Origin of the sequence: Clostridium weizhouense (genome assembly GCF_019431045.1) — a bacterium.
Taxonomy (GTDB): domain Bacteria; phylum Bacillota; class Clostridia; order Clostridiales; family Clostridiaceae; genus Clostridium; species Clostridium weizhouense.
Genome location: NZ_JAHXPT010000014.1, coordinates 39,706 through 64,400, shown reverse-complemented (window position 1 = coordinate 64,400; position 24,695 = coordinate 39,706). Strand labels below are relative to the sequence as shown.

The following is a 24,695-nucleotide window of genomic DNA, read 5'->3' as shown; positions in this document are numbered from 1 at the left end:
AATGTACTAATAAATCTTTGGAGGACTCTATGAAAACAAAGAAATTTTCAATTAAAAAAAATTTAATTGTTCTAATTTTATTATCTATTCCTGTTATTATTATTTCTTCTATTATCTTATTTAGATATATTTTATGCCCAACTAATCAAGAAATAATAAGTAATTTAAAAGAAACAAAGTCATATAGTACTAGGGTTGAATATATTTTTAAAAATTCTAGAGGAGAATTTAAAGAAGAAACAACTCAATATTATAAAAATGATAAAGGGTTAAGAATAGAATTTGGACAAGAAAGAAATCATATAAAAGTTTATAATGCAGGAGAAATACATGTTAAATCACAAGATGGGGATGAATTTATTCTTGATAATGATATAGATGTTGTTTATCCATTAGCATTAGTAGATAATATATTATCAAATAAGTTATCAGAAGATATAAAAGAGGGCACTAAGGAATGGGGGGATGGCAACTATTTAGAGGTTGATTTAGAATATAACCTTAATAATAAGCATTTTAATAAAGGAAAGTTTTATATTGATAAAAAGACAAAATCTCCAATATTATTAAAGATATTTGATGATAAAGGTAAGGAAAGAATTACAATAATATATAAAGATTTTAAAATAGAGAAGAATTTAAGTGATGAACTATTTTAAATGTTATTTATATTTATATATGATGAAAAAGACTAAAATAGTTTGAGCTAGGATTTTAAATTTTATCTATAATTCTATTTAAGATAACGTTTAAATTAACTAATATAGATAGACAAGCTTATGCTCAAGGTGCAAATTATATTGCACCTACTATATTTAGCTCTTTAATTATAAATAAAAAAATAAATTATTAGGCCATGATTAACATTAAAAAATAGTATACAACAACCTGAGAACATCTAAAGATACATATAACAATCATGGATGAAAATCCATTAAAAATAAAATCTTATGATTATTATTTGTTAAAATAATAGAGTATAAAATGAATTAATACTGAATTAGATTAAGCTTTAAAAAGCCAGAAAACAAAAAAATATATAATATTACCGAAAAAGGACAAAAGCTTTGACATATTGACATAATTTGCAATATAATAAGTATATACATAGGACGTTTATTACTATGGAGGCGAAATTATGTCGTGTTTTGAAAGTAAAAAAATAAATAATAAAAAAGAAATTAAAAATGAAAAAAGTAGTGAATTTATAGACGATTCAGTAATAGTATATATTGATAAGGAAAATTCAGCAGATCTTGAAAACTGGATGATAAATGGTTATAAAGAGATGGCTGAAATTAATTTAGAACTTTCTATGGTTGGGTTTGAAAAGCTATTAAATGATTTTAATGAGTATGAGACATGGCTTTGCGGAGTGTGATTATTTAAATGGCAACTATGGTAGTAAAAAGAGGAGATATATTTTATGCAGATTTAAGTCCTGTTATAGGATCAGAACAAGGAGGGATACGTCCCGTAATTATAATACAAAATGATATAGGAAATAGATATAGTCCTACAGTTATTGTGGCAGCAATAACATCTCAAATTAATAAAGCGAAATTACCAACTCATGTTGAAATTTCGTCAGAGGAATATGGGTTAAATAGAGATTCGGTTGTATTATTAGAACAAATAAGGACTTTAGACAAAAGAAGACTAAAAGAGAAAATAGGACATATGACAGATGTTGATATGAAAAAGGTTGATAAATCATTAGCTTTAAGTCTGAATTTAACTTAAAAAAGGATAGAGACAATCTATCCTTTTAATAATATTCAAATGATATAAACTAAGACACTTTCTATAGTAAAAGGGCATAAACTAGGGGGGTGTCTTTTATTTTAGAATAAATTTGATATAGATGGGGAAAATTCCTTTTATTCAAACTCAAGAAAACGTTATCTAATAATTTATATTATTTAAATATAAATTATAGTAAAAAGGAGATGTAGCAGTGTTTGATAATTATGGACCAAAGAATAAATTAAATAGAAAAGAACGTGTATATGAAAAATTAAAGAATCTTACTAAAACAATAGATTTTTATAAAGATTTTGATAAAAAAATAGGATTTGAAGCTAGTTATATTGCTAAAGAATTAAGTATATCTAGAAATAATGTTAGTAAGGAGTTGAATTGTCTTGTAACTGAAGGAATGGCAGTTAAAATTCAGGGTAAACCTGTATTATATCTAGATAAGGTTTGTTTGGAATTAAAGTTTGGTATAACTATAAGAGAACCAGTAATAACTCAATATAGTGATTTGCACAAAATGTTAATAAAAGAAGTGAACATAAAGGAAATCAAAGAAAATAAAGATATAAAAAGTAATGAAGAATTGGAAAAAAACAAAGAGAAAGTTTCTAATTATAAAAAAACTATATTTAAAAGTATAATTGGTAGCGAAGATTCATTAAAATCACAAATTAAACAAGCAAAAGCAACCATACTATACCCACCTAATGGATTACATACACTATTAATAGGTCCAACGGGTGTTGGAAAAACTACTTTTGCTGAAGCTATGTACATATATGCAATAGAAGCAGGAAAGCTTACAAAAGATTCTCCATATATCATATTTAATTGTGCCGATTATGCAGAAAATTCTCAGCTTTTACTATCACATTTATTTGGACATGTAAAAGGTGCATTTACTGGGGCAAGCTCTGAAAAAAAAGGATTAGTAGATCAGGCTGATGGAGGAATATTATTCTTAGATGAAGTGCATCGTTTATCGCCAGAAGGACAGGAAATGCTATTTTCATTAATGGATAGAGGAAGCTATAGAAGATTAGGGGAATCTGAAAATACAAGAAAAGCTAACATACTATTTATAGCTGCGACAACAGAAGATCCAAAGTCGTCTATTTTAGGCACATTTTTAAGAAGAATTCCAGTAACAATTAGTCTTCCAAGTTTAGATAAACGTTCTTTAAAAGAGCGTATGGAACTTATTTGTCAATTTTTTAAAAATGAATCTATAAAAATTAAGGCTCCATTAAAGGTATCAAAAGAAGTATTAAAAGTATTATTACTTTACAAATGTCCAGGCAATATAGGACAGTTAAAGAATGATATTCAACTTATTTGTGCAAATGCATTTGTTGAATATATTACAGAAGAACATGAATATGTTTATGTAAAATTATCTCAACTTTCTCAAAGGTTCAAAGAAGGATTATTTGCAATTGAAGATAAAAGACAAGAATTAAGTAAATATTTTAATTTAAACGATTTTGAGTCAATAACATTTAATGGTCAAAGTGAAGAATTAGAAAATAATTTAAATAGTTTATTAGTTTATGAAAATAATAATACAGAAGAAGATTTTTATGATTTAATGTTACAAAAAGCTCAAAAATTCTATGCAGATGGATTATCTGTAAGACAAATTAGGGAAAATATAGTTAATCAGATTCAATATAGATTTAATAATTCATCATCTATAGAAAAATCTGAAGATTTAAGACTGGATAAAGAAGTATTATCAAAAATAGTAACTCCTGAAATTGTTAATATTATTAAGGAGTCTTTTATAGAAAATAAAGATTTTTGTATTAACAATATAGATACAAAATTAATATATAGTTTGGCGTTACATGTAGAAACACTTTTGGAAAGATTAAGAACAGGGAATTTAGTTATATATCCAAAATCTGAAGATAATTATAAAAATTATGCTCAAGAATATTATGTTGCATCATTAATAAAATCTAAAATTGAAGATAAATTTTTTGTAAAAATACCTAATGATGAATTAGCATTTATAACCATGTTATTACACTCTGTAAATACTAAAAAAGAGCATGGAAATATTCAAGTTTTAGTTATTGCACATGGATATGGAACTGCAACTAATATGGTTGAGGTAGCAAAAACACTTTTAGGATATGAGTGTTTACACGCATTAGACATGCCTTTAGAAGAAAAGGTTGAGGTTACTTTAGAAAGAGCTATCAATATAGCTCGTAAAATAGATAAGGGAAGTGGAATTTTATTATTAGTCGATATGGGCTCTTTAACTACATTTGGAGATATAATTACAGAAAAAACAGGAATAGAAACAAGAACAATAAAAATGGTTAGTACACCAATGGTTATTGAAGCTGCAAGAAAAGCTATGACTTCTAACATAGGTATGGATATGTTAGTGGATAATATAGAAAGTGTAAGTTCATTAATTGGAGAAAGAGTAAAAGTAAATACAGAAAAAATAAGTTCAGATAATCTAAGACTTGGAGTTAAATATAAAAATATAAATTGGAAAAAACACATTATAAAAATATTAGAAGAAGCACTTACATTTTTAAATGTGCAAAAGGCATCAGAAATATTAAATCAAGTTTTAGAAAAGATAGCTAAGGAATGTAACAATAAAATTGATGATAGTTTATATATAAAATTTTTATTTCACTGTTCATGTATGATAGAAAGAGTTATAAGAAATGAATCATTACCTTATAAAAAGTTTTTAACAATAAAAATTAGTAAAAGTAAGCTTTTTAATATTGTAAAAAATAATTTTGAATTAGTTGAGGAAGTGTTTGGAATTTTAATTCCAGATTCAGAACTAGCTTACATAGTAGAAATGATTGATATTAGCTTTAACATAATAGAAATATAAGTATTATATTAATTTTATATTTTAAAGTAAAATTAGTTATTGTAGTATATAGAACAAATTACAATGACATTTTAATATTAATAATTGCTTAAGTTGTATTATAACAATTGAATACTTTAGATGGATAAAAACTAAATGTGTATTTGCATTTAGTTTTTTTAATACACGTTAAATACACATTTAATACACATATTATATTTATAAATAAAAAAATATATATAATTAATTATATTTTAATATTTAAAAACTTTTTTATTTATAAATCAATTTATGTTTTCCTTGGAGCGTATTGAAAATATTGGGTTTAGGTATATATTTATTATAAAATATCTTTTATGAGACACATTATATTAATTATTTGGCAAGGAACTTGCTTAATAAAATAAGTATAAGAAAGGCCAAGGAGGTGAAGGCATAATGGTAGGGATTTTATTGGTGACTCATGGAAAATTTTCGGAAGAAATATTAAAGAGTGCAGAACTTATTGTAGGAAAACAAGAGAAAATTTTAACTTTAGGACTTCAACATGGAGATAGTGTTGAAATGTTAGGTTATAAGGTTAAGGAATCTATTGAAACTTTAGAAGATGGCGATGGAGTTTTAGTATTAGTAGATCTAATGGGAGGAAGTCCGTATAATGTAGTTGCTCTAAATTCAGGTAAGCTACTAGATATTAAATTTAGATGTATAACAGGTATTAATTTACCAATGTTACTTGAAGCAATTACAATGAGAGAAATTTATGAATTAGATGATTTAGCTAATCATTGTATTGAAACTGGATTAACAGGGATTAAAGAATTATTTAAGGAAATGAAATTATTACAACAATCAAGTAGGTAAAAAGGAGTGGGTAAATATGTTAAATATAGTTTTAACAAGAATAGATGATAGATTAATACATGGTCAAGTAGCAACAGCTTGGTCTAAAATAACAAAGGCAACTAAAATAATAGTGATAGATGATGCAGTAGCAAAAGATCCATTTATGGAAATGGTTTTAAAATCAGCAGCTCCATCTTCAATTAAAGTTGAAATATATGGAGTAAATGATGCTATTAATGCTTTAAATAAAGATGATGATGGAGAAAGAATAATAGTCTTAGTTAAGACTCCAATGCCTATTCTTAGTCTTGTAAAAGCTGGAGTAGGAATAAAAAAATTAAATCTTGGAGGAATGGGCGCAAAACAAGGAAGAAAACAATTCTATAAAAATATTTCAGTTTCAGAAGAAGAAAAATGTGCATTTAAAGAACTTATGGAACTTGGTGTAAATGTTTATGTACAAATTGTCCCTGATGCAAAGCAAATTTCACTAGATAAACTATAATACAAATACTTAGATTGAATTTATCCTAGATTAGATAGTTAAATAATTTCAATCTTATGTAAACGTATTAATAATAAATCTTAACTATAAATAGGAGGAAAAGATATGAATGTTACAATTTTACAAGCTGTATTAATAGGATTTTTCTATTATATTTCATGGAGTCCATGGTTTACTTATGCAGGATTTTTCACATTTAATAGGCCTTTAGTAGCTGGATTTATAACAGGGATAATATTAGGACAACCTCTGGAAGGTGCACTAATAGGAGCAGGTATAAATGTTATTTATTTAGGATTTATATCAGCAGGTGGTGCTCAAATGGGTGATCCTGCTTTTGCAGGATATGTTGGTACCGCACTTGCATTAATTTCAAATTTAGATATTGAAACTGCAATGGCAATAGCAGTTCCACTTGGTACTATTGCAACAATTCTATGGATAGGAAAGATGACAATTAATTCATTCTTTGTTCACTGGGCAGATAGAGAAGTTGAAAAAGGAAATATTGATGCTGTTGGATTTATAAATGTAATACCACCGCAAATAGCACTTTTCTTACTAAGTTTCATTCCAGCAGCGTTAGTTGTATACTATGGGCCAAATGCTGTATCAGGAATGTTAGAAGTTTTAAGTCCTAATGTATTACATGTATTTAATGTAATAGGTGCAATGTTACCAGCATTAGGTATTGCAATGAACTTAAAATTAATAGGGAACTCATTTACAATGCCATTCTTTGTATTAGGAATTATAATGTCAGTTTGCTTTAAACTAGATATAGTTATTATATCTATAGTAGGAATGGTAATCGCGTTAACTGTAACTTCTATAAAAAATAGTAATTCTACTTCTAATACATAAAGGGGTTTGAGAGGAGGAAGTATATATGTCAGAATTAAATGTTATGCCTACAAATAAGCCAGTTGAAGATAATGAGGTTAAATCTTTAAGTAAAAAAGATGTAATAAAATCTTGGATTAGATGGTTTATGTTTGCACAATCAAATTATAATTATGAAAGAATGCAAGCTACTGCTTTTGCACATTCAATGTTACCAATAGTAAAGAAGTTATATAAAGATAAAGAGGATAGAAAATCAGCAGTACAAAGACATTTAGCATTCTTTAATACTGAACCTATTTGTGGATCTGTAATTCATGGTATAACTATAGCTATGGAAGAGGAAAAAGCTAATGGTAAGCCAATAAGTGATGAAGGATTTAACGCGATAAAAACAGGATTAATGGGACCTTTAGCAGGTGTTGGAGATACATTAACGCAAGGGATTATTACACCTATTTTACTTGCAATATGTATAGGTATTACTAATACAAAAAATATTGCTGGACCGATAATATTTTTAATATCACAATTGGCTATAATGGGTGGTATGTCATTTACTCTATGGATGAGTGGTTATAACCTTGGTAAAAAAGCTGTAGAACAAATATTACAAGGTGGAAAAATAAATAAAGTAATTGAAACTGCATCTGTACTTGGTACTCTTGTAATGGGTGGTCTTGTTGGTAGATTTGTTAATTTACAAACTAATATAAGCTTTAAAATGGGAGAAGTTGATTTTAGTTTGCAAACAGACCTTTTAGATAAATTAATGCCAGGATTAATTCCTTTTGTTTTAACGGTAATTGTATTACAAATGGTTAAAAAAGGGGTTTCTCCAATTAAAATAATGGGTATACTTATAGCTGCTGGAGCAATTTTAGGAGCCTTAGGTATATTCTAATGAGACACATGAAATAAAATAATAAACCAAAGAGGAATTGTATATTCTGTGTCAGACAAGGAAATAAATTCAGATAATAGTGAGCTATTAACTAAATTTGCTGATGCAAAATAGACGAGCTTATTGATCTATTATTTTTTGAATGTGCCTTAATAAACCCTTAATGTTAAATCCTATTTAAATAAATAACTATTAATCTATATAATAAAGAGACTGTCAACGATACATAAACTATAATTTAAAATAATCTTGATAGTGTAATATAAACTATATGGATAGAGGAGTTTATTTTCATGTGCATAATATCAATATTTATTTAAAACTTAATGAATAGAAAATTCTTAAATGTAAAATATATTTTTAAGACAGTTTCTAAGCTGTATATGCCATGAACCATTTATTCATGGCATATATTAATTATTTCTATAATTTTTAAAATAAAAAGTATATCATATAAATAAATAATGTATACAATAAAAGCAAAAAACGTATACAGTATAAATAAATGAAGTATACAATATAATTATTGGTATATACAAACATAAAAAATCGTGATAGAATAAATATTGTTGAAAAAGGAAAAAATATGTTCTAGGTAAGTAATTTAATCATAGGAGGATTGTATTATGAATAATAATAAAGAAAAGCTTCAAGAAATATCAAAGCTTATAAGAAAAGATATAGTATGTATGCTTACTGAATCAGCATCAGGTCATCCGGGTGGTTCGTTATCAGTAACAGATATAATGACAACATTATTTTTTAATGAAATGAATATAGATCCTAAGAATCCAAAGGATTCTAACAGAGATAGATTTGTATTATCAAAGGGGCATGCAGCACCAGCATTATACAGCGCTTTAGCAAGAAGAGGATATTTTGATGTAGAAGAACTAAACACATTAAGAAAGATTGGTTCAAGATTACAAGGGCATCCAAATATGAATGATTTACCAGGAATTGATATGTCAACAGGGTCATTAGGACAAGGAATTTCTGCAGCAGTAGGAATGGCATTAGCAGGAAAACTAGATAATAAAGAATATAGAGTGTATACAGTATTAGGTGATGGAGAACTTGAAGAGGGCCAAGTTTGGGAAGCATCAATGTCAGCTGCACATTATAAATTAGATAATTTAACAGCTTTTGTAGATTATAATGGTTTACAAATAGATGGAAATATAACAGATGTTATGAATCCATCACCAATTGATAAAAAGTTTGAAGCTTTTGGATGGAATACATTAATTATAGATGGACATAATTATGACGAAATTTTAGATGCAATTGAAAAAGCTAAGAATACAAAAGGAAAGCCAACTGTTATTGTATGTAATACAGTAAAAGGAAAAGGCGTTTCATTCATGGAAAATCAAGCAGGATGGCATGGAACTGCTCCTAGCATAGAACAACGTGATCAAGCATTAAAAGAAATTGGAGGGGAAAACTAATGGGTAATAAAATAGCAACTAGAGAAGCTTATGGTAAGGCATTAGTAAAACTTTCAAACATAAATAAGAATGTTGTAGTACTAGATGCAGATTTATCAAAATCAACTAAAACAGCAGATTTCAAAGCTGTTGCACCAGAAAGATTTATCAATATGGGAATAGCAGAATCAAACATGATGGGAGTTGCAGCAGGACTTTCAACTTGTGGAAAAATTCCTTTTGTTAGTACATTTGCAATGTTTGCAGCAGGTAGAGCTTTTGAACAAATAAGAAATTCAATTTGCTATCCATATTTAAATGTTAAAGTATGTGCAACTCATGCTGGATTAACTGTAGGAGAAGATGGAGCATCTCATCAATCTGTTGAAGATATATCATTAATGAGAAGTATTCCTAAGATGACAGTTATAAATCCATCAGATGCTGTTGAAACAGAAGCAGCAATTTTAGCAGTTGCTGAATACAATGGTCCTTGTTATGTAAGATTAGGAAGATTAGGCGTAAATGTTATAAATGATAATAAGGATTATAAATTTGAAATTGGTAAAGGTATTACATTATCTGAAGGTAATGATGTTACTATAATAGCTACAGGAATGATGGTTGAATTAGCATTAGAAGCTAAAGAAGAATTAGCTAAAGAAGGAATTAATGCTAGAATAATAAACATTCATACAATTAAGCCTATTGATAGAGAATTAATAGTTAAAGCAGCTAAAGAAACTGGAGCAATAGTTACAGCAGAAGAACATAATGTTATTGGCGGATTAGGATCAGCAGTTTCAGAAGTAATAACAGAAGAACTTCCAGTACCAGTATTAAAAGTTGGTATTAATGATACATTTGGAGAAAGTGGTAAACCAAATCAATTATTAGAAGCATATGGATTAACAACTAAACATATAGTAGAAAAAGCAAAGAAGGCTTTAGAATTAAAAAAATAGTTTAACAATATTTCTTATAAGATAGTAGTATGTATATGCTGCTATCTTTTTTTGACTAAAAGTCAAAGCTATAAAATTGTAAATAGATAAATTTATACATCTTTTATTTAGAAAATTTAGTGGTTTATCAAAAATAATAAATTGCTATCGTGAATCATTGACACTTTTAAGAAAATAATGGCAAAATATAAGAGGGCTACTAAATATAAGGAATAATAATAAATAAAAGTGGAAATATAAAGATGTATTTTATTCTTAATTCCACATTGTATTTGTATATTTTTTATTATATAGGAAATTATAATGTAGCTAAATTTGTGAATAACTCAGATTATATTTTTGAATTGACAATGGATCATGGACAATTGACAATTTAGGATAAAATCACTCTGTGATTTTTAAATAATATATATTAAAGAGAGCCTGTGGCTTTCAACCAAAATTGTGCATTGTCAACTGTCAATTGAACGTGGAGTAGCTACTTTGTCCTAATCATCAATGAAAAGGGGGATATTTTAAAATGAAAAATTTAAAGGAATATGGAATAATAACAATAGGTATTATCTTAGTTGCATTAGCAACAGAATATTTTTTTATACCAAATAATCTTGCAGGTGGAGGAATAACAGGGGTAGGAATTATTATAAAAGAATTCTTTCCTAATTTATCTGTAGGTGGAGTGACTTTTGTATTAAATGCTATCCTGCTTGTTTTAGCATTTATGTTTATAAGTGGAGATTTTGGACTTAAAACTATTTATGCTAGCTTGGGGTTATCAATAATTATGTGGTTTATAGAAAAGTTTTTTAATCCATTAGCAATAACAACTGATTTAATAATAGCAACTATTTTTGGAACTTTAATTTCAGCTTTTGGTATGGCTCTAGTTTTTAATGAAAATTCTTCTACTGGTGGAACAGATATATTAGCTAAAATACTAAATAAGTTTTTTCATATAGATATAGGTAAATCTTTATTGATAGTTGATTTTATAATTACTTTTGTAGCAGCTTTAGTATTTACTATAGATATAGGATTCTATTCTATGTTAAGCGTTTTAATTCTTGGAACAGTTATAGATAAATTTATAGAAGGATTTAACATTTGTAAGCAAGTTGTAATTATAAGTGAAAAAAATGAAGAAATAAGTAAATATATAATGGATGTTTTAGAAAGAGGATGTACATTTTTAAAGGGAATTGGTGGGTTTAGTGGAAATAATACTACTGTACTTTATGCTGTTTTAAGTAGAAATCAATTTATAAAGTTAAAAAAATTCATAAAATCTATAGATTCTAGGGCATTTATATCAGTTGGAGAGGTGCATGAAGTTTTAGGAGAAGGGTTTAAAGACATTCAACAAGAATAAATTATAAGTTTCTTACAATTAAGAAATTTAAATGACATTCAAAACTCTTCTATGATATAATAATTTTGTAAGTTTTACAGATGAATTGTATAATTTTACCTAAAAAGGAGAGTTAACATGATTGAATTTAAAAATATATCGAAAATTTATGATAATAATGTAAAAGCCTTGAGTGATATTAATGTTGAAATAGAAAATGGTGAGTTTGTATTCTTAGTAGGACCAAGTGGTTCAGGTAAATCTACTTTTATAAAAATGCTTTTAAAAGAGGTTGAACCTACAAATGGCAAAATAATTGTTGGTGGAAAGGATTTATCTACAATTAATAGAAAACAAACTCCTTATTATAGAAGAAAAATAGGAATGGTATTCCAAGATTTTAGATTAATACCAACTTTAAACGTTTATGAAAATGTTGCATTTGCTATGAGAGTTGTAGAAGCATCTCAAAGAGAGGTAAGAAGAAGAGTTCCAATGGTACTTTCACTAGTTGGTTTATCTCATAAATATAAAATGTTTCCTAATGAATTATCAGGAGGGGAACAACAAAGGGTATCGTTAGCTAGAGCATTAGTAAATAATCCTTCAGTATTAATTGCTGATGAACCTACTGGTAACTTAGACCCAGAGACAGCAAGAGAAATAATGGAACTATTAGATGACATAAATAAATCAGGAACTACTGTTTTAATGGCTACTCACGCAAAAGAAATTGTTGATTACATGAAAAAGAGAGTTATAGCTATAGAAAGAGGAGAAATAGTAAGAGACGAAAAGAGAGGTAAGTATAAAGATGAAAATTAATACAATTACATATTTTATAAAAGATGCATTTAAAAGTTTAAAAAGAAATAGGACTATTAGCTTTGCTTCAATACTTACAGTACTTATAACTTTTTTCGTTTTAGGAATATTTATATTACTTGCAAATAATGTTAACCAAGCTATCAGCACTGTAGAAGATAAGGTTGATCTTAAGGTCTTTCTTCAAGATGATATAAAACTTATTGATCAAAGAGAAATCGAAATAAAATTAAGAGAAGTTGATGGCGTTAAAGATGTAACATATCAATCAAAAGAAGATGCTTATAAAACTGTACAACAAACAACAAATGAAAATGAAGGATTATTAAAGGGATACTCATTAGAACATAATCCATTCCCAGCAGCTTTTGTTGTTAAATTAGAAAGTCCAGAATATGCAAAAAACATAACTGAAGCTTTAAATGGTTTTACAGGAGTTGAAAAAATAGATGACCAACAACAAGTTGTTAATGGAATTGTAAAGTTTGTTAAGGGTGTAAATATCGTTGGTGGAGCGTTATTTATAATTTTAGTCGGTGTTTCAATTTTCTTAATAATGAATACAACTAAATTAACTGTTTATTCAAGAAGAAGAGAAGTAGGTATAATGAAATTCGTTGGTGCTACTGATTGGTTTATAAGATGGCCATTTATTATAGAAGGAATGGTAATAGGAGTACTTGGTTCATCTTTAGCATGTGTTACATTATTTTTTGCATACAAAGCATTATTTGGCTGGATTTCTTCAATGTTAATGTTCGTATCTCTTGTACCTCCAACGTACATATTAAAAGCGATGTTATTAGAGTTTGTATTAGGAGGAATTTTAGTAGGGGGAATTGCTAGTATATCTGCATTAAGAAAATTCTTAGTAGTATAATTTCTGTTAATAAGAATAAAATTAATTTATATATATAAAATAATGGACCAAAAGTTCTTAATATATTTTGTATTTGAGTGTAAGTTAGGATAAACTAAAATAGTATTAGTTTATCTTAATAAGGTAAATTCAACAAAATATATATGAATAATGGTTTATTATTTTTTTTAACAGAATATATGCAAGGGAGTCTTTAAATGTGAAGAATTTAAAAAGAAGTAATAATTTCAAAATGAGTAAATCCTTTTTTATTATAATTATAATAGCTATATTTTTTATTACAGCAGGTGGATTTTTATTTATAGGAAATTATTTAGCTACTAAAGGCATTTTATTAACTAAAACATCAACAGAAGTTTCAAGTGAGCTAAAACAAATTAAGGATATAGATAAATATTCAGCATTGTTTGAAGTACGTAATGCTTTAATATCTAGATTCGATGGAGAAATTGATGATAATGTTTTATTAGAAGGAGCAATGAAAGGAATGACTGCTTCTTTAGAGGATCCGTATACTGTTTTTATGAACAAAAAAGAGTTTGATAAATTTATGGAACAAACTACTGGAAGTTTTATGGGGATAGGAGTTCAAGTAGGGGTAAAAGATGAAAAAATAACAGTAATCTCTCCAATGGAAGGATCACCAGCTGAAAAAGCAGGGTTACAAGCAGGAGATGTTATTTTAAAAGTTAATGATGTAGAATTAAAAGGAAATGACCTTGAGCAAGCGGTATCAATGCTTAGTGGAAAAGAAAAGGTTGAAGTTAAACTAAATATTTTAAGAGCAAATAGTGCACCTTTTGATATTAAAATAATGAGAGATGTGATAAAAGTAGAGTCTATAAAGGGAGAAATGATAAATTCTTCAGTTGGATATATTCAATTAACTTCTTTTATGGATGAGAATCTTACAAATGATTTTAAAAGTAAATTAACTGAATTAAAGAATGCTGGAATGAAAGGGTTAATTTTAGATTTAAGAGGAAATGGTGGAGGACTTCTTTCAGAAGCAGTTGGAGTAGCATCACAATTTATACCTGAAGGGAAGACAATAACATATACAATAGATAAATATGAAAATAGGGCTGATTCACCATCAATTGGAGGTATTGAACAAGGATTACCTTTAGTTTTACTTGTAGATGGTGGAAGTGCTAGTGCTTCAGAAGTAGTAACAGGGGCATTAAGAGATTATAAAGTAGCAACTATTATAGGTACTACTACATTTGGAAAAGGAATTGTGCAACAACCTGTTAAGTTTTCAAATGATATTGGTGGACTTAAAGTTACAGTTTCAAAATATTATACACCAAATGGAGAGAATATTCATAAAAAGGGTATAGAACCAGATTATGAAGTACAAATACCAAAAGAATTATCAGAACAAGTTTATAGTAGAGCGAAAGATCCACAATTTACTAAAGCTCTAGAAGTTATAAATGGAAAGATAAATCAGGGGGATTAATAATGGATTTATTACTATACACATTAAGAGGTGTTGCAGAGGCAATAGTTGAACCTACTTTAATGTTAATATTAATTCTTTTAGGCGTAATTTTATATCTAAAAAATAGAAAATTAGTTATAATGCAGAAAATGATTTTAGGGGAAAGTGTAAATACTCCTCTAGAGCTTACACTTTCACAAATTGTTTTAGGAATACTAGCTGGAACAATGGTAAGTGTTATTAATAGTATGCTTGGAATAAGATTCGGAGAAAATTCAGGTATATTCTACTTATTTGGAATTTCAATAGTTTTAATGTTTATAAAACCTAGATTTATCTGTTTTTCATATTCAGGAGCTATATTAGGTTTGATAAGTGTAGGTATAACTTTATTAGGTAATTTTATACCTGGAATAAAAGAGAATATGGTTTTTAAGATTGATATAATGTATCTTATGACTTTTGTAGGAGTGTTACATATTATTGAAGGTTTATTGGTTATGATAGATGGTGATAGAGGATCTATACCGGTATTTGCCAATAAGGGAGGAAAAATAATAGGTGGTTTTGCACTTAATAGATATTGGCTCTTATCTATAGCTATATTAATATCAGTTATGGCAGATAAGGATGCTGGTAATTACATAACAACAGCTATACAAACTCCTAATAGTTGGCCTTTTATTCATGGAAGTGGAGATATTAATTTATTATCTTTTACAATGATATCAATAATGCCACTTTATGCAGTATTAGGTTATTCAAGTGTTACTTTCACTAAGAATAAAAGAGAAAAAGCTTTATCTTCAGGTAAATATATTATAGCTTATGGATTACTGTTAACTTTGGTTTCTCAAGTGGCTAGATTTGGAATTGTAGGAGAATTATTATTAATAATATTTGCGCCACTTGGACATGAATTAATGATAAGAACTCAAAAAAATAGAGAAGATATATTAGAACCTAAGTTTATGAGCGATGAAGAAGGATTAGTAATATTAGATGTATTACCTAAATCTATAGCTTATGATTTAGGTATAAAAGCAGGAAGTAAACTGCTTTCAGTAAATGACAAAATAATAAATTCACAAGCTGAAATGTATTCTATTATAAAAGAGAATTTATATAATATTACTTTGAAAATTAAAGATATGAATGGAACAATAAGTAGTTTACCTATAAGAATTAGTAAGGGTACAAATATTGGTATGCTTTTAGTTCCTAGAGCTGTTGAAGCAAAAGATAAAGTAATGATTAAAGAGAATGACTTTTCTCAAATACTAGATAAACTAAAAGAATCTGATAAATTAAATAACGATAAAAAGAATTAAGAGATTATGGAGATAGAATTTTTATATTTTATCTCTTTTTTTATTCTTTTAATAATATTTAATGAATTGTTGACTTAATTTATAATGAAAAGTAAAATATAAATACAATACATACGAATATTTGTTCGCAAAAATGAGGTGTTATATATGGGGAATTTTAAAATACATTCAAAATTTAAACCAACAGGAGATCAGCCAGAAGCAATAAATAAACTAGTAAAATCTATAAAAAATAATAATAGAGGGCAAACATTACTTGGAGTAACTGGGTCAGGTAAAACTTTTACTATGGCTAATATCATAGAAAGACTTCAAAGACCTACAATAATTTTGGCACATAATAAGACATTAGCGGCTCAATTATGTTCTGAGTTTAAGGAATTTTTTCCGGAGAATATAGTTGAATATTTTGTATCTTATTATGATTATTATCAACCAGAGGCGTATGTACCACAAACTGATACTTTTATTGAAAAGGATGCTTCTATAAATGATGAAATAGATAAACTTAGACATTCAGCTACATCAGCTCTTTTTGAAAGAAGAGATGTAATAATTGTAGCATCTGTTTCATGCATTTATGGTCTTGGTAATCCAGACGAATATAAAAAATTAACTATAAGCCTAAGAAAAGGTATGGAAAAAGAACGAGATGAGATTATAAAGAAGCTTATAGAAATTCAGTATGAACGAAATGATATAGATTTTTCTAGAGGTACTTTTAGAGTTAGAGGAGATTTATTAGATATAATTCCATCTTCAACTTCAAGTAAAGGAATTAGAATTGAGTTTTTTGGAGATGAAATAGATAGAATAAGAGAATTTGATGTATTAACGGGAACAATAATTGGTGAAAGAAATCATGTATCTATATTTCCTGCATCTCACTTTGCAACATCAAAGGAAAGAGTAGATAAAGCTATTGTGCAAATAGAAGATGAATTAGAGGATAGATTAAGAGAACTTAATTCACAAGAAAAACTTTTAGAAGCTCAAAGATTAAGACAAAGAACTAATTTTGATATTGAGATGATGAAAGAAATGGGTTATTGCAGTGGTATAGAGAATTATTCAAGAATTTTAGATGGTAGAAGTCCAGGAACTCCACCTAAAACTTTAATAGATTATTTTCCAGATGATTTTTTAATGTTTATAGACGAAAGTCATGTTACCTTGCCACAAGTTAGGGCTATGTATGCAGGTGATAGGTCAAGAAAGAATACTTTAGTAGATTACGGATTCAGACTTCCATGTGCTTATGATAATAGACCATTAAAGTTTGAGGAATTTGAAAAGAAAATTGATCAAGTGGTATTTGTAAGTGCTACACCAGCGCTATATGAAATGGAACATTCAAAAGAGATAGCAGAGCAGGTTATAAGACCAACAGGGCTATTAGATCCAGAAATTATAATTAAACCTGTTAAAGGACAAATAGATGATTTATATGCGCAAATTAAAGAAACATCAGAAAAAGGTTTTAGAACTCTAATAACTACATTAACCAAAAGAATGGCAGAAGATTTAACTAAGTATTTAATTGAACTAGGAATTAAAACAACTTATATGCATTCAGATATAGATACAATTGAAAGAATGAAAATTATCAGAGATTTAAGACTTGGAGAGTTTGATGTTTTAGTTGGAATAAACCTTTTAAGGGAAGGTCTTGATATTCCAGAAGTTGCTCTTGTGGCAATATTAGATGCAGATAAAGAAGGATTTTTAAGATCAGAGACATCATTAATCCAAACAATAGGAAGAGCTGCTAGAAATGCAGAGAGTAAGGTAATAATGTATGCAGACAATATTACTAAATCTATGGATAAAGCAATAAGTGAAACAAAGAGAAGAAGAGAAATTCAAATAAAATATAATGAAAAACATAATATAACTCCAACAACTATTAATAAAGAAGTTAGGGATGTTATAGAAGCTACTAAAGTTTCAGAGGAAGTTGAAGAATATAGGGTTGAAGAAAATAAGAAACTTACAAAGAAGGAAAAAGATAAGTTGATAAAAGATTATACATCAGAAATGTTATTAGCTGCAAAGAATTTACAATTCGAAAGAGCGGCTGAATTAAGGGATTTAATAGAAAATTTAAAAAAATAATTAAGGTATATGAAATAAAATAATAAGTCAAAGATTTTGAGGATATTTTGCGTCAGACAAGGGAGTGAAGCCTCGGAATAGTCGGGCTATTGCGAGAGTTCGCTGACGAAGTATGACACAAAATAGACCAAGAGATTAACTTATTATTTTTTGAATATGCCTAAATAGGGAATACAGTTGTAAGATTAATTTAATAATATATTCATAATAATTTATATTATTTGCAGTATTATTAAATGATAAGGCTTTAGACAGATAAAAGAATATTAGATTAAATATATAGATTTATTATTTTTTTGAATATTACTTATAATAAAGTTGAAGATACAATGATTCCCTTATTTTTATATTTCTAATATATTAAGTTAAAGAATTTTTATATTAAGTGTATTGAAAATTAAATTTAAGATTATGTTTTAGAACAATATTAGTATTTAGTATAATAATTAACTGGTATTTTAAAGCATATTAGAAAAGAGGGGTAGTATGAACGATAAGATAGTAATTAAGGGAGCAAAAGTTAATAATTTAAAAAATGTAAGTTTAGAAATACCCAGAGATAAGTTAGTTGTATTTACTGGGTTATCAGGGTCAGGAAAATCTTCGTTAGCTTTTGATACATTATATGCTGAAGGGCAAAGACGTTACGTAGAATCATTATCTTCTTATGCAAGACAATTTTTAGGTCAAATGGATAAACCAGATGTAGAATACATAGAAGGATTATCTCCAGCAATATCGATAGATCAAAAGACTACAAGCAAAAATCCAAGATCTACAGTTGGAACTATAACAGAAATTTATGATTATTTAAGATTATTGTACGCAAGAGTTGGTGTTCCACATTGTCCTAAGTGTGGCAAAGAGATTTCACAACAGTCTGTGGATCAAATAGTAGATAAAATAATGTCTTATGGGGATAAAACTAAGATTCAAATATTAGCACCAGTAGTTCGTGGAAGAAAGGGTAATCATGAAAAGATATTAGAGAACATAAAAAGAAATGGTTTTATTAGAGCTAGGATAGATGGGGAAATATATGATTTAACTGAAGAAGAAGTTATATTAGAAAAAACTAAAAAACATAATATAGAAGCAGTTATAGACAGAATTGTTATAAAAGAGGATATAGCAGGAAGATTGTCAGAATCTATTGAGTCTGCTTTAAAACTTGGAGAAGGATTAGTAATAGCTAATATTATAGGAAAAGAGGATGTTTTATTTAGTGAAAGATTTTCTTGTCCAGATTGCGGAATAAGCTTAGATGAACTTGCACCTAGGTTATTTTCGTTTAATTCACCATTTGGAAAATGTGATTACTGTGACGGATTAGGAACATTATTTGAGATTGATGAAAAATTAGTTATTCCTAATAAAGACCTTAGTATAATGGATGGTGCAGTAGCAAGTTGGGGATCAGGTAGACTAAAAGAAGATTCTTGGACATATGCAATATTAAAAGCATTAGAGAAAGAGTGTGGGTTACATTTAAATGTACCAATAAAGGATTTAACTAAAGAAGAAATTGATTTATTATTATATGGAACTAATGGAAAGAAGCTTAAAGTAACTTATACTAAAGAAGGTGTAAAAGCTACTTACAATTATGCATTTGAGGGTGAAATAAATGCCTTAAAAAGAAGATATAGAGAAACTAATTCAGATTATATAAAAGGCGAAATTGAGCAATATATGAGTGATAATTTTTGTCCTAAATGTAAAGGGGCAAGATTAAAAAAAGAAGCATTAGCAGTTAAAGTTGGTAGAAAAAATATATATGAGTTTACCAATTTGCCAATAAATGAAGAATTAGATTTTTTAAATAGCATAGAATTTTCTGAGAAGAATAAGATAATTAGTGAACAAATTGTAAAGGAAATTAGAAATAGACTTCAATTTTTACTTGATGTTGGACTTAATTATTTAAATCTATCAAGAAAATCAGGAACTTTATCAGGTGGAGAATCTCAAAGAATAAGATTAGCAACTCAAATAGGATCTTCATTAATGGGGGTTTTATATATATTAGATGAACCTAGTATAGGACTTCACCAAAGAGATAATGATAGACTTATAAAAACTTTAAAGAATTTAAGAGATGTAGGTAATACTGTTATTGTTGTTGAACATGATGAAGATACTATAAGAGAAGCAGATTGTATTGTTGATATTGGCCCTAGAGCTGGAGAGCATGGAGGAGAAGTTGTTGCAGTAGGAACTGTTGATGAGATTAAAGAATGTAAAGAATCAATTACAGGACAATATTTAACAGGAGAAAAATTTATTGATGTACCAAGTGAAAGAAGAAAAGGTAATGGAAAACAAATAACTGTTACTGGAGCACAAGAAAATAATTTAAAGAATATAAATGTATCTATTCCATTAGAAACTTTTACTATAGTTACAGGAGTTTCTGGATCAGGAAAGAGTACTTTTGTTAATGAAATACTATATAAAGGATTAAATAGAATAATAAATAAGAGTAAAAACCCAGTAGGAAAGTATAAAGAAATAAAAGGATATGAAAACATAGATAAAATAATAGATATAGACCAAAGTCCTATAGGAAGAACTCCACGTTCTAATCCAGCTACATATACCGGAACATTTGATATAATAAGAGAACTTTTCTCTCAAACTAATGAAGCTAAAATGAGAGGATATAAGCAAGGAAGATTTAGTTTTAATGTTAAAGGAGGAAGATGTGAAGCTTGTTCTGGAGATGGAATAATAAAAATTGAAATGCAATTTTTATCTGATGTTTATGTACCTTGCGAAGTATGTAAAGGAAAAAGATATAATAGAGAAACTTTAGAAGTTAAATATAAGGGTAAAAATATAGATGATATATTAAAAATGACAGTTGAAGAAGCTTTGGAATTCTTTGAAAATATACCAAGGATTAAAAATAAATTAAAAACATTAAATGATGTAGGGCTAGGTTATATAAGATTAGGTCAACCTTCTACTCAACTATCAGGAGGAGAAGCTCAAAGAATAAAACTAGCTACAGAACTTTCAAAAAGAAGTACAGGAAAGACTCTATATATTTTAGATGAACCTACAACTGGTCTTCATGTTGATGATGTTAATAGATTAATTCAGATATTGCAAAGATTAGTAAATGCAGGAAATACGGTTGTAGTAATCGAACATAATTTAGATATGATTAAATGTGCAGATTATTTGATAGATTTAGGACCAGAAGGTGGAGATAAAGGTGGTACTATTATTAAAACAGGTACACCAGAAGAACTATGTAAAGTAAAAGAGTCGTATACAGGTAAGTATTTAAAAAAATTATTATGATTTAAATAAAAAAATAGATCCCAAAAAATATAAGGCACATTTTTGAACTAATATTTTCTTTGATGTGCCTAATTAATTTTTTTGTTGTATAATCATTATTATGATATAGGAAATAGATATTGAGGTGAAGTTATGAATTTTTCAAAAGTATCTACTGGAATATTTGGAGTAATTTTTATTATTGTATTATATGTAATTATTTATTATGCTCTAAAAATAATGTATAAAGATATTAAAGGTGGTTCAAAAAGAAGAAAACCTATTAATCATTCTAGAGGAAATTTTGGACTAGAAATATTAAGATGTGGTGTTAATGCTGACTTAAAAGAAGGCTCAGTTATTCCAGTAAGAATGGATATTAGTATAGGAAGAAAAGATAATAATTCAATTGTATTATCTGATCAACATGTATCAGGAAATCATGCGAAAATAATTGTACGGAATATGGGATTGATAATAGAAGATTTAGAAAGTACTAACGGTACTTATGTCAATGGAAATAAAATAAGAGGTAAACAAAAATTATCTAATAAAGACGAAATAAGAATAGGAACTTCTGTTTTTAAAGTTTTAAGCTAAAAGATTAGCGGATGAGGTGAAATCGTGAGGACGAAAAATGGTGATAGCAAGTTAATGGTGTTAACTTACTTATTGTGTATGGCACTTTTTGTTAATTTAGCTATATTAAAAGATCCTATAGATAAAGGTGCAATATATATGGGATTAATGATATGTATTTTAATCACTGTGGCTAAAGTTTTAATGAAAAAATTTTATCCTAATGGTGATAGGTTTTTATTTATATTTTCATGTATATTGTCAGTTATAGGTATAGCTGTGTTATATAGATTAGATAGTGATGTTGCATTCAAACAATTAATTTGGGTGACAGCAGGTATTATTATTTATATGGTTATTATTCTATCAATACCAGACATACGAGAATTTGGGAAATATAAATGGGTATTCATGGGAATAACATTAATTCTAATGCCATTAGCTTTAATATTTGGTAGAGAAGTAAATGGATCAACTAACTGGATATTTATTGGCGGTACAGGATTCCAACCATCAGAATTTGGTAAGGTAGCATTTGTGTTGTATCTTGCTGCAGCACTTCAAGGTTATGAAGATAAAAACAATATTATAGAAGATTTTAAACAACTTTGGGAACCTGCTTTAGTAGTTATGTTTTCATTAGGTTGTATGGTTCTTCAAAAAGATTTGGGATCAGCTTTAATATTTTTTGGAATAGCAGTTACGATGCTTTATGTTGGAACAGGAAAAAAGAAATATGTAATAATAAGTTTAGTTTTGTTTTTAGCAGGAGCTTTTGTTGCTTACAATTTATTCGGTCATGTAAGACAAAGAGTACAAATATGGAGAAATCCTTGGAGCGATCCAACTGGTCAAGGATATCAAATAGTAGAGGGAATGTATGCTATTTCATCTGGGGGGCTTTTTGGAAGCGGATTAGGAAAAGGATATCCAGGATTTGTTCCAATTAATACTTCAGATTTTATATTTGCAGTAATTTGTGAAGAACTTGGAATAATTATTGGACTTGGAGTTATGATTATATATTTCTTAATGTTTTATAGAGGAATGAGATCAGCATTTATTATTAAAGATAGATTTTCTCAGTTAAATACAATAGGATTTAGTTCAATGATAGCATGCCAAGTTTTGGTTATTATTGGTGGTGTATTTGCAGTAATACCATTAACAGGTATTACATTACCTCTAATTAGTTATGGAGGTTCATCAGTTATAACTATGTTCTTTTCACTTGCTATACTTCAGAAGATATCAGAGGAGGGATAAGCAATGAATGATATTTCAAATAGTGTAAAAAAGGTAATGGTTGTTTTTTTATTTTGTTTTGTAGGTCTTATATCATATATTGCTTATTTTCAAGTATTTAAAGCTCCAGATATTGCAGAGCAACAAGGAAATAAGAGAATATGGGCTGAACAAAATAAAGTATTAAGAGGAACCATATATGATAGAAATAAAAATGCTTTAACGAAGAGTGAAAGAAAAGATGCTCTTACACAAAAGAGAGAATATGTTTATGGTGATTTATATACTCATGTTCTAGGATATGTAGATCCAGTTTACAAGAGGACAGGACTTGAAGATTCCTATGGCAAGGAATTAACAACAGATAGTTCTATCAATGGTGAATTAATAAATTTAACTAAAGATTTTAGTTTTGATAAATTAAAAGATTTGTTTAAAAATAGAAGTGAAGATAATAATAAGATTGGTAATAGTATAATAACAACTTTAGATCCAGATATTCAAAAAATTGCATATGATGCATTAGGAAATAATAAAGGGGCAGTTGTTGCTTTAAATCCCAAAACGGGAGAAGTATTAGCAATGGTATCTAAACCAACATATAATCCTAATGATTTAGCGGGTTCTATGAAAGCAGCTAATGAAGGAAAAGCTGAGGATACACCATTAATTAATAGAGCTACATATGGATTGTATCCTCCAGGATCAACATTTAAGACAATAACACTTACAAGTGCTTTAGAAAATATAGCTGGAATTACTAACAGAACATTTCAAGATGATGGTAAATTAGTTTTTAATGAAAAGCAGTCATTAAGTAACGCTGGTGGAGCGGCATATGGTTCGTTAGATCTTAAAGAAGCATTTAGAGTATCTAGTAATGTAGTTTTTGGTGGTTTAGCTATGGAATTAGGAAACGATAAATTAAAAGAAACAGCAGAAAAATTTGGTTTTAACAACTCTATTGAAGCAAATGGATTTACAATACAAAAAAGCCAGTTTCCAACATTGAAAAAAGCTGAGGTTGGTAGCATAGCTCAAACTGGAATAGGTCAAAGTAGTATTTTAGCAACGCCAATGCAAATGGCATTAGTAGCAGGTACTATTGCAAATGATGGAAAAATGATGGAACCTAAATTAGTAAATACTATAATTGACCAAAATGGAAATACTGTTAAAACTATAGATCCAAAAGTAAATAAACAAGTTATGTCTGCAAAAGATGCTGAAATAATAACAGAGTATATGAAAAACTTAGTTGATTCTAGAGTTAATGGTAGTTGGAGTATTTTTCAAGGAACCAATACTTGCGGAAAAACAGGTACAGCAGATTATAAACTTTCTAATGGGCAGGATGCTACTCCACATTCATGGTTTATAGGATTTGCTCCAGAAAAGGATCCCAAAGTAGCAGTTGCTGTTATAGTAGAAAATGGGGGATTTGGAGCAGGGGCAGCAGCTCAAACTGCTGGAAGAGTTATTAAGACAGCTTTATCTAAATAACTACTTACTCTAGAATGATTTAAAATAAATTT

20 protein-coding genes are annotated in these 24,695 nt (G+C 28.0%); all 20 read left to right on the top strand.

All coding sequences use genetic code 11. From position 1 onward, the window contains the following. The first annotated feature begins 29 nt into the window (after nt 1-29). Entirely contained in the window at nt 30-659 is a 630-nt protein-coding gene (locus KYD98_RS15275; RefSeq protein WP_219780914.1) for a germination lipoprotein GerS-related protein, read from the top strand. A gap of 479 nt (nt 660-1,138) precedes the next feature. Beyond that, nucleotides 1,139-1,381 carry a hypothetical protein gene (locus KYD98_RS15270; RefSeq protein ID WP_219780913.1) on the top strand — a complete coding sequence of 81 codons (243 nt, stop codon included), beginning with the start codon at nt 1,139-1,141 and terminating at the stop codon, nt 1,379-1,381. Nucleotides 1,382-1,389: 8 nt separating this feature from the next. Beyond that, the gene (locus KYD98_RS15265) at nt 1,390-1,743 is read left to right on the top strand and encodes a type II toxin-antitoxin system PemK/MazF family toxin (RefSeq protein WP_308462465.1); all 354 of its coding nucleotides are present in this window, start codon (nt 1,390-1,392) and stop codon (nt 1,741-1,743) included. Nucleotides 1,744-1,957: 214 nt separating this feature from the next. After that, entirely contained in the window at nt 1,958-4,630 is a 2,673-nt protein-coding gene (locus KYD98_RS15260) for a sigma-54-dependent transcriptional regulator (protein ID WP_219780912.1), read from the top strand. Between the two features lie 417 nt (nt 4,631-5,047). Further along, a complete protein-coding gene (locus tag KYD98_RS15255; RefSeq protein ID WP_219780911.1) occupies nt 5,048-5,473 on the top strand; it encodes a PTS sugar transporter subunit IIA in 426 nt (141 codons plus the stop codon). A gap of 16 nt (nt 5,474-5,489) precedes the next feature. Then, nucleotides 5,490-5,960, top strand: coding sequence for a PTS sugar transporter subunit IIB (locus KYD98_RS15250; RefSeq protein ID WP_219780910.1), 471 nt, complete (start codon nt 5,490-5,492; stop codon nt 5,958-5,960). A gap of 105 nt (nt 5,961-6,065) precedes the next feature. Continuing rightward, complete coding sequence (locus KYD98_RS15245) at nt 6,066-6,824, top strand: PTS mannose/fructose/sorbose/N-acetylgalactosamine transporter subunit IIC (RefSeq protein ID WP_219780909.1); 759 nt, start codon at nt 6,066-6,068, stop codon at nt 6,822-6,824. 25 nt (nt 6,825-6,849) lie between these two features. Further along, nucleotides 6,850-7,707: a PTS system mannose/fructose/sorbose family transporter subunit IID gene (locus tag KYD98_RS15240; protein WP_219780908.1), complete on the top strand. Its 858-nt coding sequence runs from the start codon at nt 6,850-6,852 to the stop codon at nt 7,705-7,707. Between the two features lie 626 nt (nt 7,708-8,333). Beyond that, nucleotides 8,334-9,158, top strand: a complete 825-nt coding sequence (locus KYD98_RS15235) for a transketolase (protein WP_219780907.1) — start codon at nt 8,334-8,336, stop codon at nt 9,156-9,158. Next, a complete protein-coding gene (locus KYD98_RS15230) occupies nt 9,158-10,102 on the top strand; it encodes a transketolase family protein (RefSeq protein WP_219780906.1) in 945 nt (314 codons plus the stop codon). Before KYD98_RS15235 ends, KYD98_RS15230 begins: the two co-directional genes overlap by 1 nt. Before the next feature lie 520 nt (nt 10,103-10,622). Beyond that, the gene (locus KYD98_RS15225; RefSeq protein WP_219780905.1) at nt 10,623-11,471 is read left to right on the top strand and encodes a YitT family protein; all 849 of its coding nucleotides are present in this window, start codon (nt 10,623-10,625) and stop codon (nt 11,469-11,471) included. A gap of 117 nt (nt 11,472-11,588) precedes the next feature. Next, a complete protein-coding gene (gene ftsE / locus KYD98_RS15220) occupies nt 11,589-12,275 on the top strand; it encodes a cell division ATP-binding protein FtsE (RefSeq protein ID WP_219780904.1) in 687 nt (228 codons plus the stop codon). Then, the gene (gene ftsX / locus KYD98_RS15215; RefSeq protein WP_219780903.1) at nt 12,265-13,155 is read left to right on the top strand and encodes a permease-like cell division protein FtsX; all 891 of its coding nucleotides are present in this window, start codon (nt 12,265-12,267) and stop codon (nt 13,153-13,155) included. Before ftsE ends, ftsX begins: the two co-directional genes overlap by 11 nt. Nucleotides 13,156-13,387: 232 nt before the next feature. Beyond that, entirely contained in the window at nt 13,388-14,620 is a 1,233-nt protein-coding gene (locus KYD98_RS15210; protein WP_219780954.1) for a S41 family peptidase, read from the top strand. A gap of 2 nt (nt 14,621-14,622) precedes the next feature. Continuing rightward, nucleotides 14,623-15,933 (top strand): PDZ domain-containing protein, encoded by a 1,311-nt coding sequence (locus KYD98_RS15205; RefSeq protein WP_219780902.1) that lies wholly within the window; start codon nt 14,623-14,625, stop codon nt 15,931-15,933. A 147-nt stretch (nt 15,934-16,080) separates the two neighbouring features. Then, nucleotides 16,081-18,048, top strand: coding sequence for an excinuclease ABC subunit UvrB (uvrB, locus tag KYD98_RS15200; protein ID WP_219780901.1), 1,968 nt, complete (start codon nt 16,081-16,083; stop codon nt 18,046-18,048). Between the two features lie 486 nt (nt 18,049-18,534). Continuing rightward, nucleotides 18,535-21,357, top strand: a complete 2,823-nt coding sequence (uvrA, locus tag KYD98_RS15195; protein ID WP_219780900.1) for an excinuclease ABC subunit UvrA — start codon at nt 18,535-18,537, stop codon at nt 21,355-21,357. 132 nt (nt 21,358-21,489) lie between these two features. After that, nucleotides 21,490-21,936 (top strand): FHA domain-containing protein, encoded by a 447-nt coding sequence (locus KYD98_RS15190; protein ID WP_219780899.1) that lies wholly within the window; start codon nt 21,490-21,492, stop codon nt 21,934-21,936. Nucleotides 21,937-21,990: 54 nt separating this feature from the next. Then, nucleotides 21,991-23,181, top strand: a complete 1,191-nt coding sequence (locus tag KYD98_RS15185) for an FtsW/RodA/SpoVE family cell cycle protein (RefSeq protein WP_219780953.1) — start codon at nt 21,991-21,993, stop codon at nt 23,179-23,181. A 3-nt stretch (nt 23,182-23,184) separates the two neighbouring features. Next, complete coding sequence (locus KYD98_RS15180) at nt 23,185-24,663, top strand: peptidoglycan D,D-transpeptidase FtsI family protein (protein WP_219780898.1); 1,479 nt, start codon at nt 23,185-23,187, stop codon at nt 24,661-24,663. Nucleotides 24,664-24,695 lie beyond the last annotated feature (32 nt).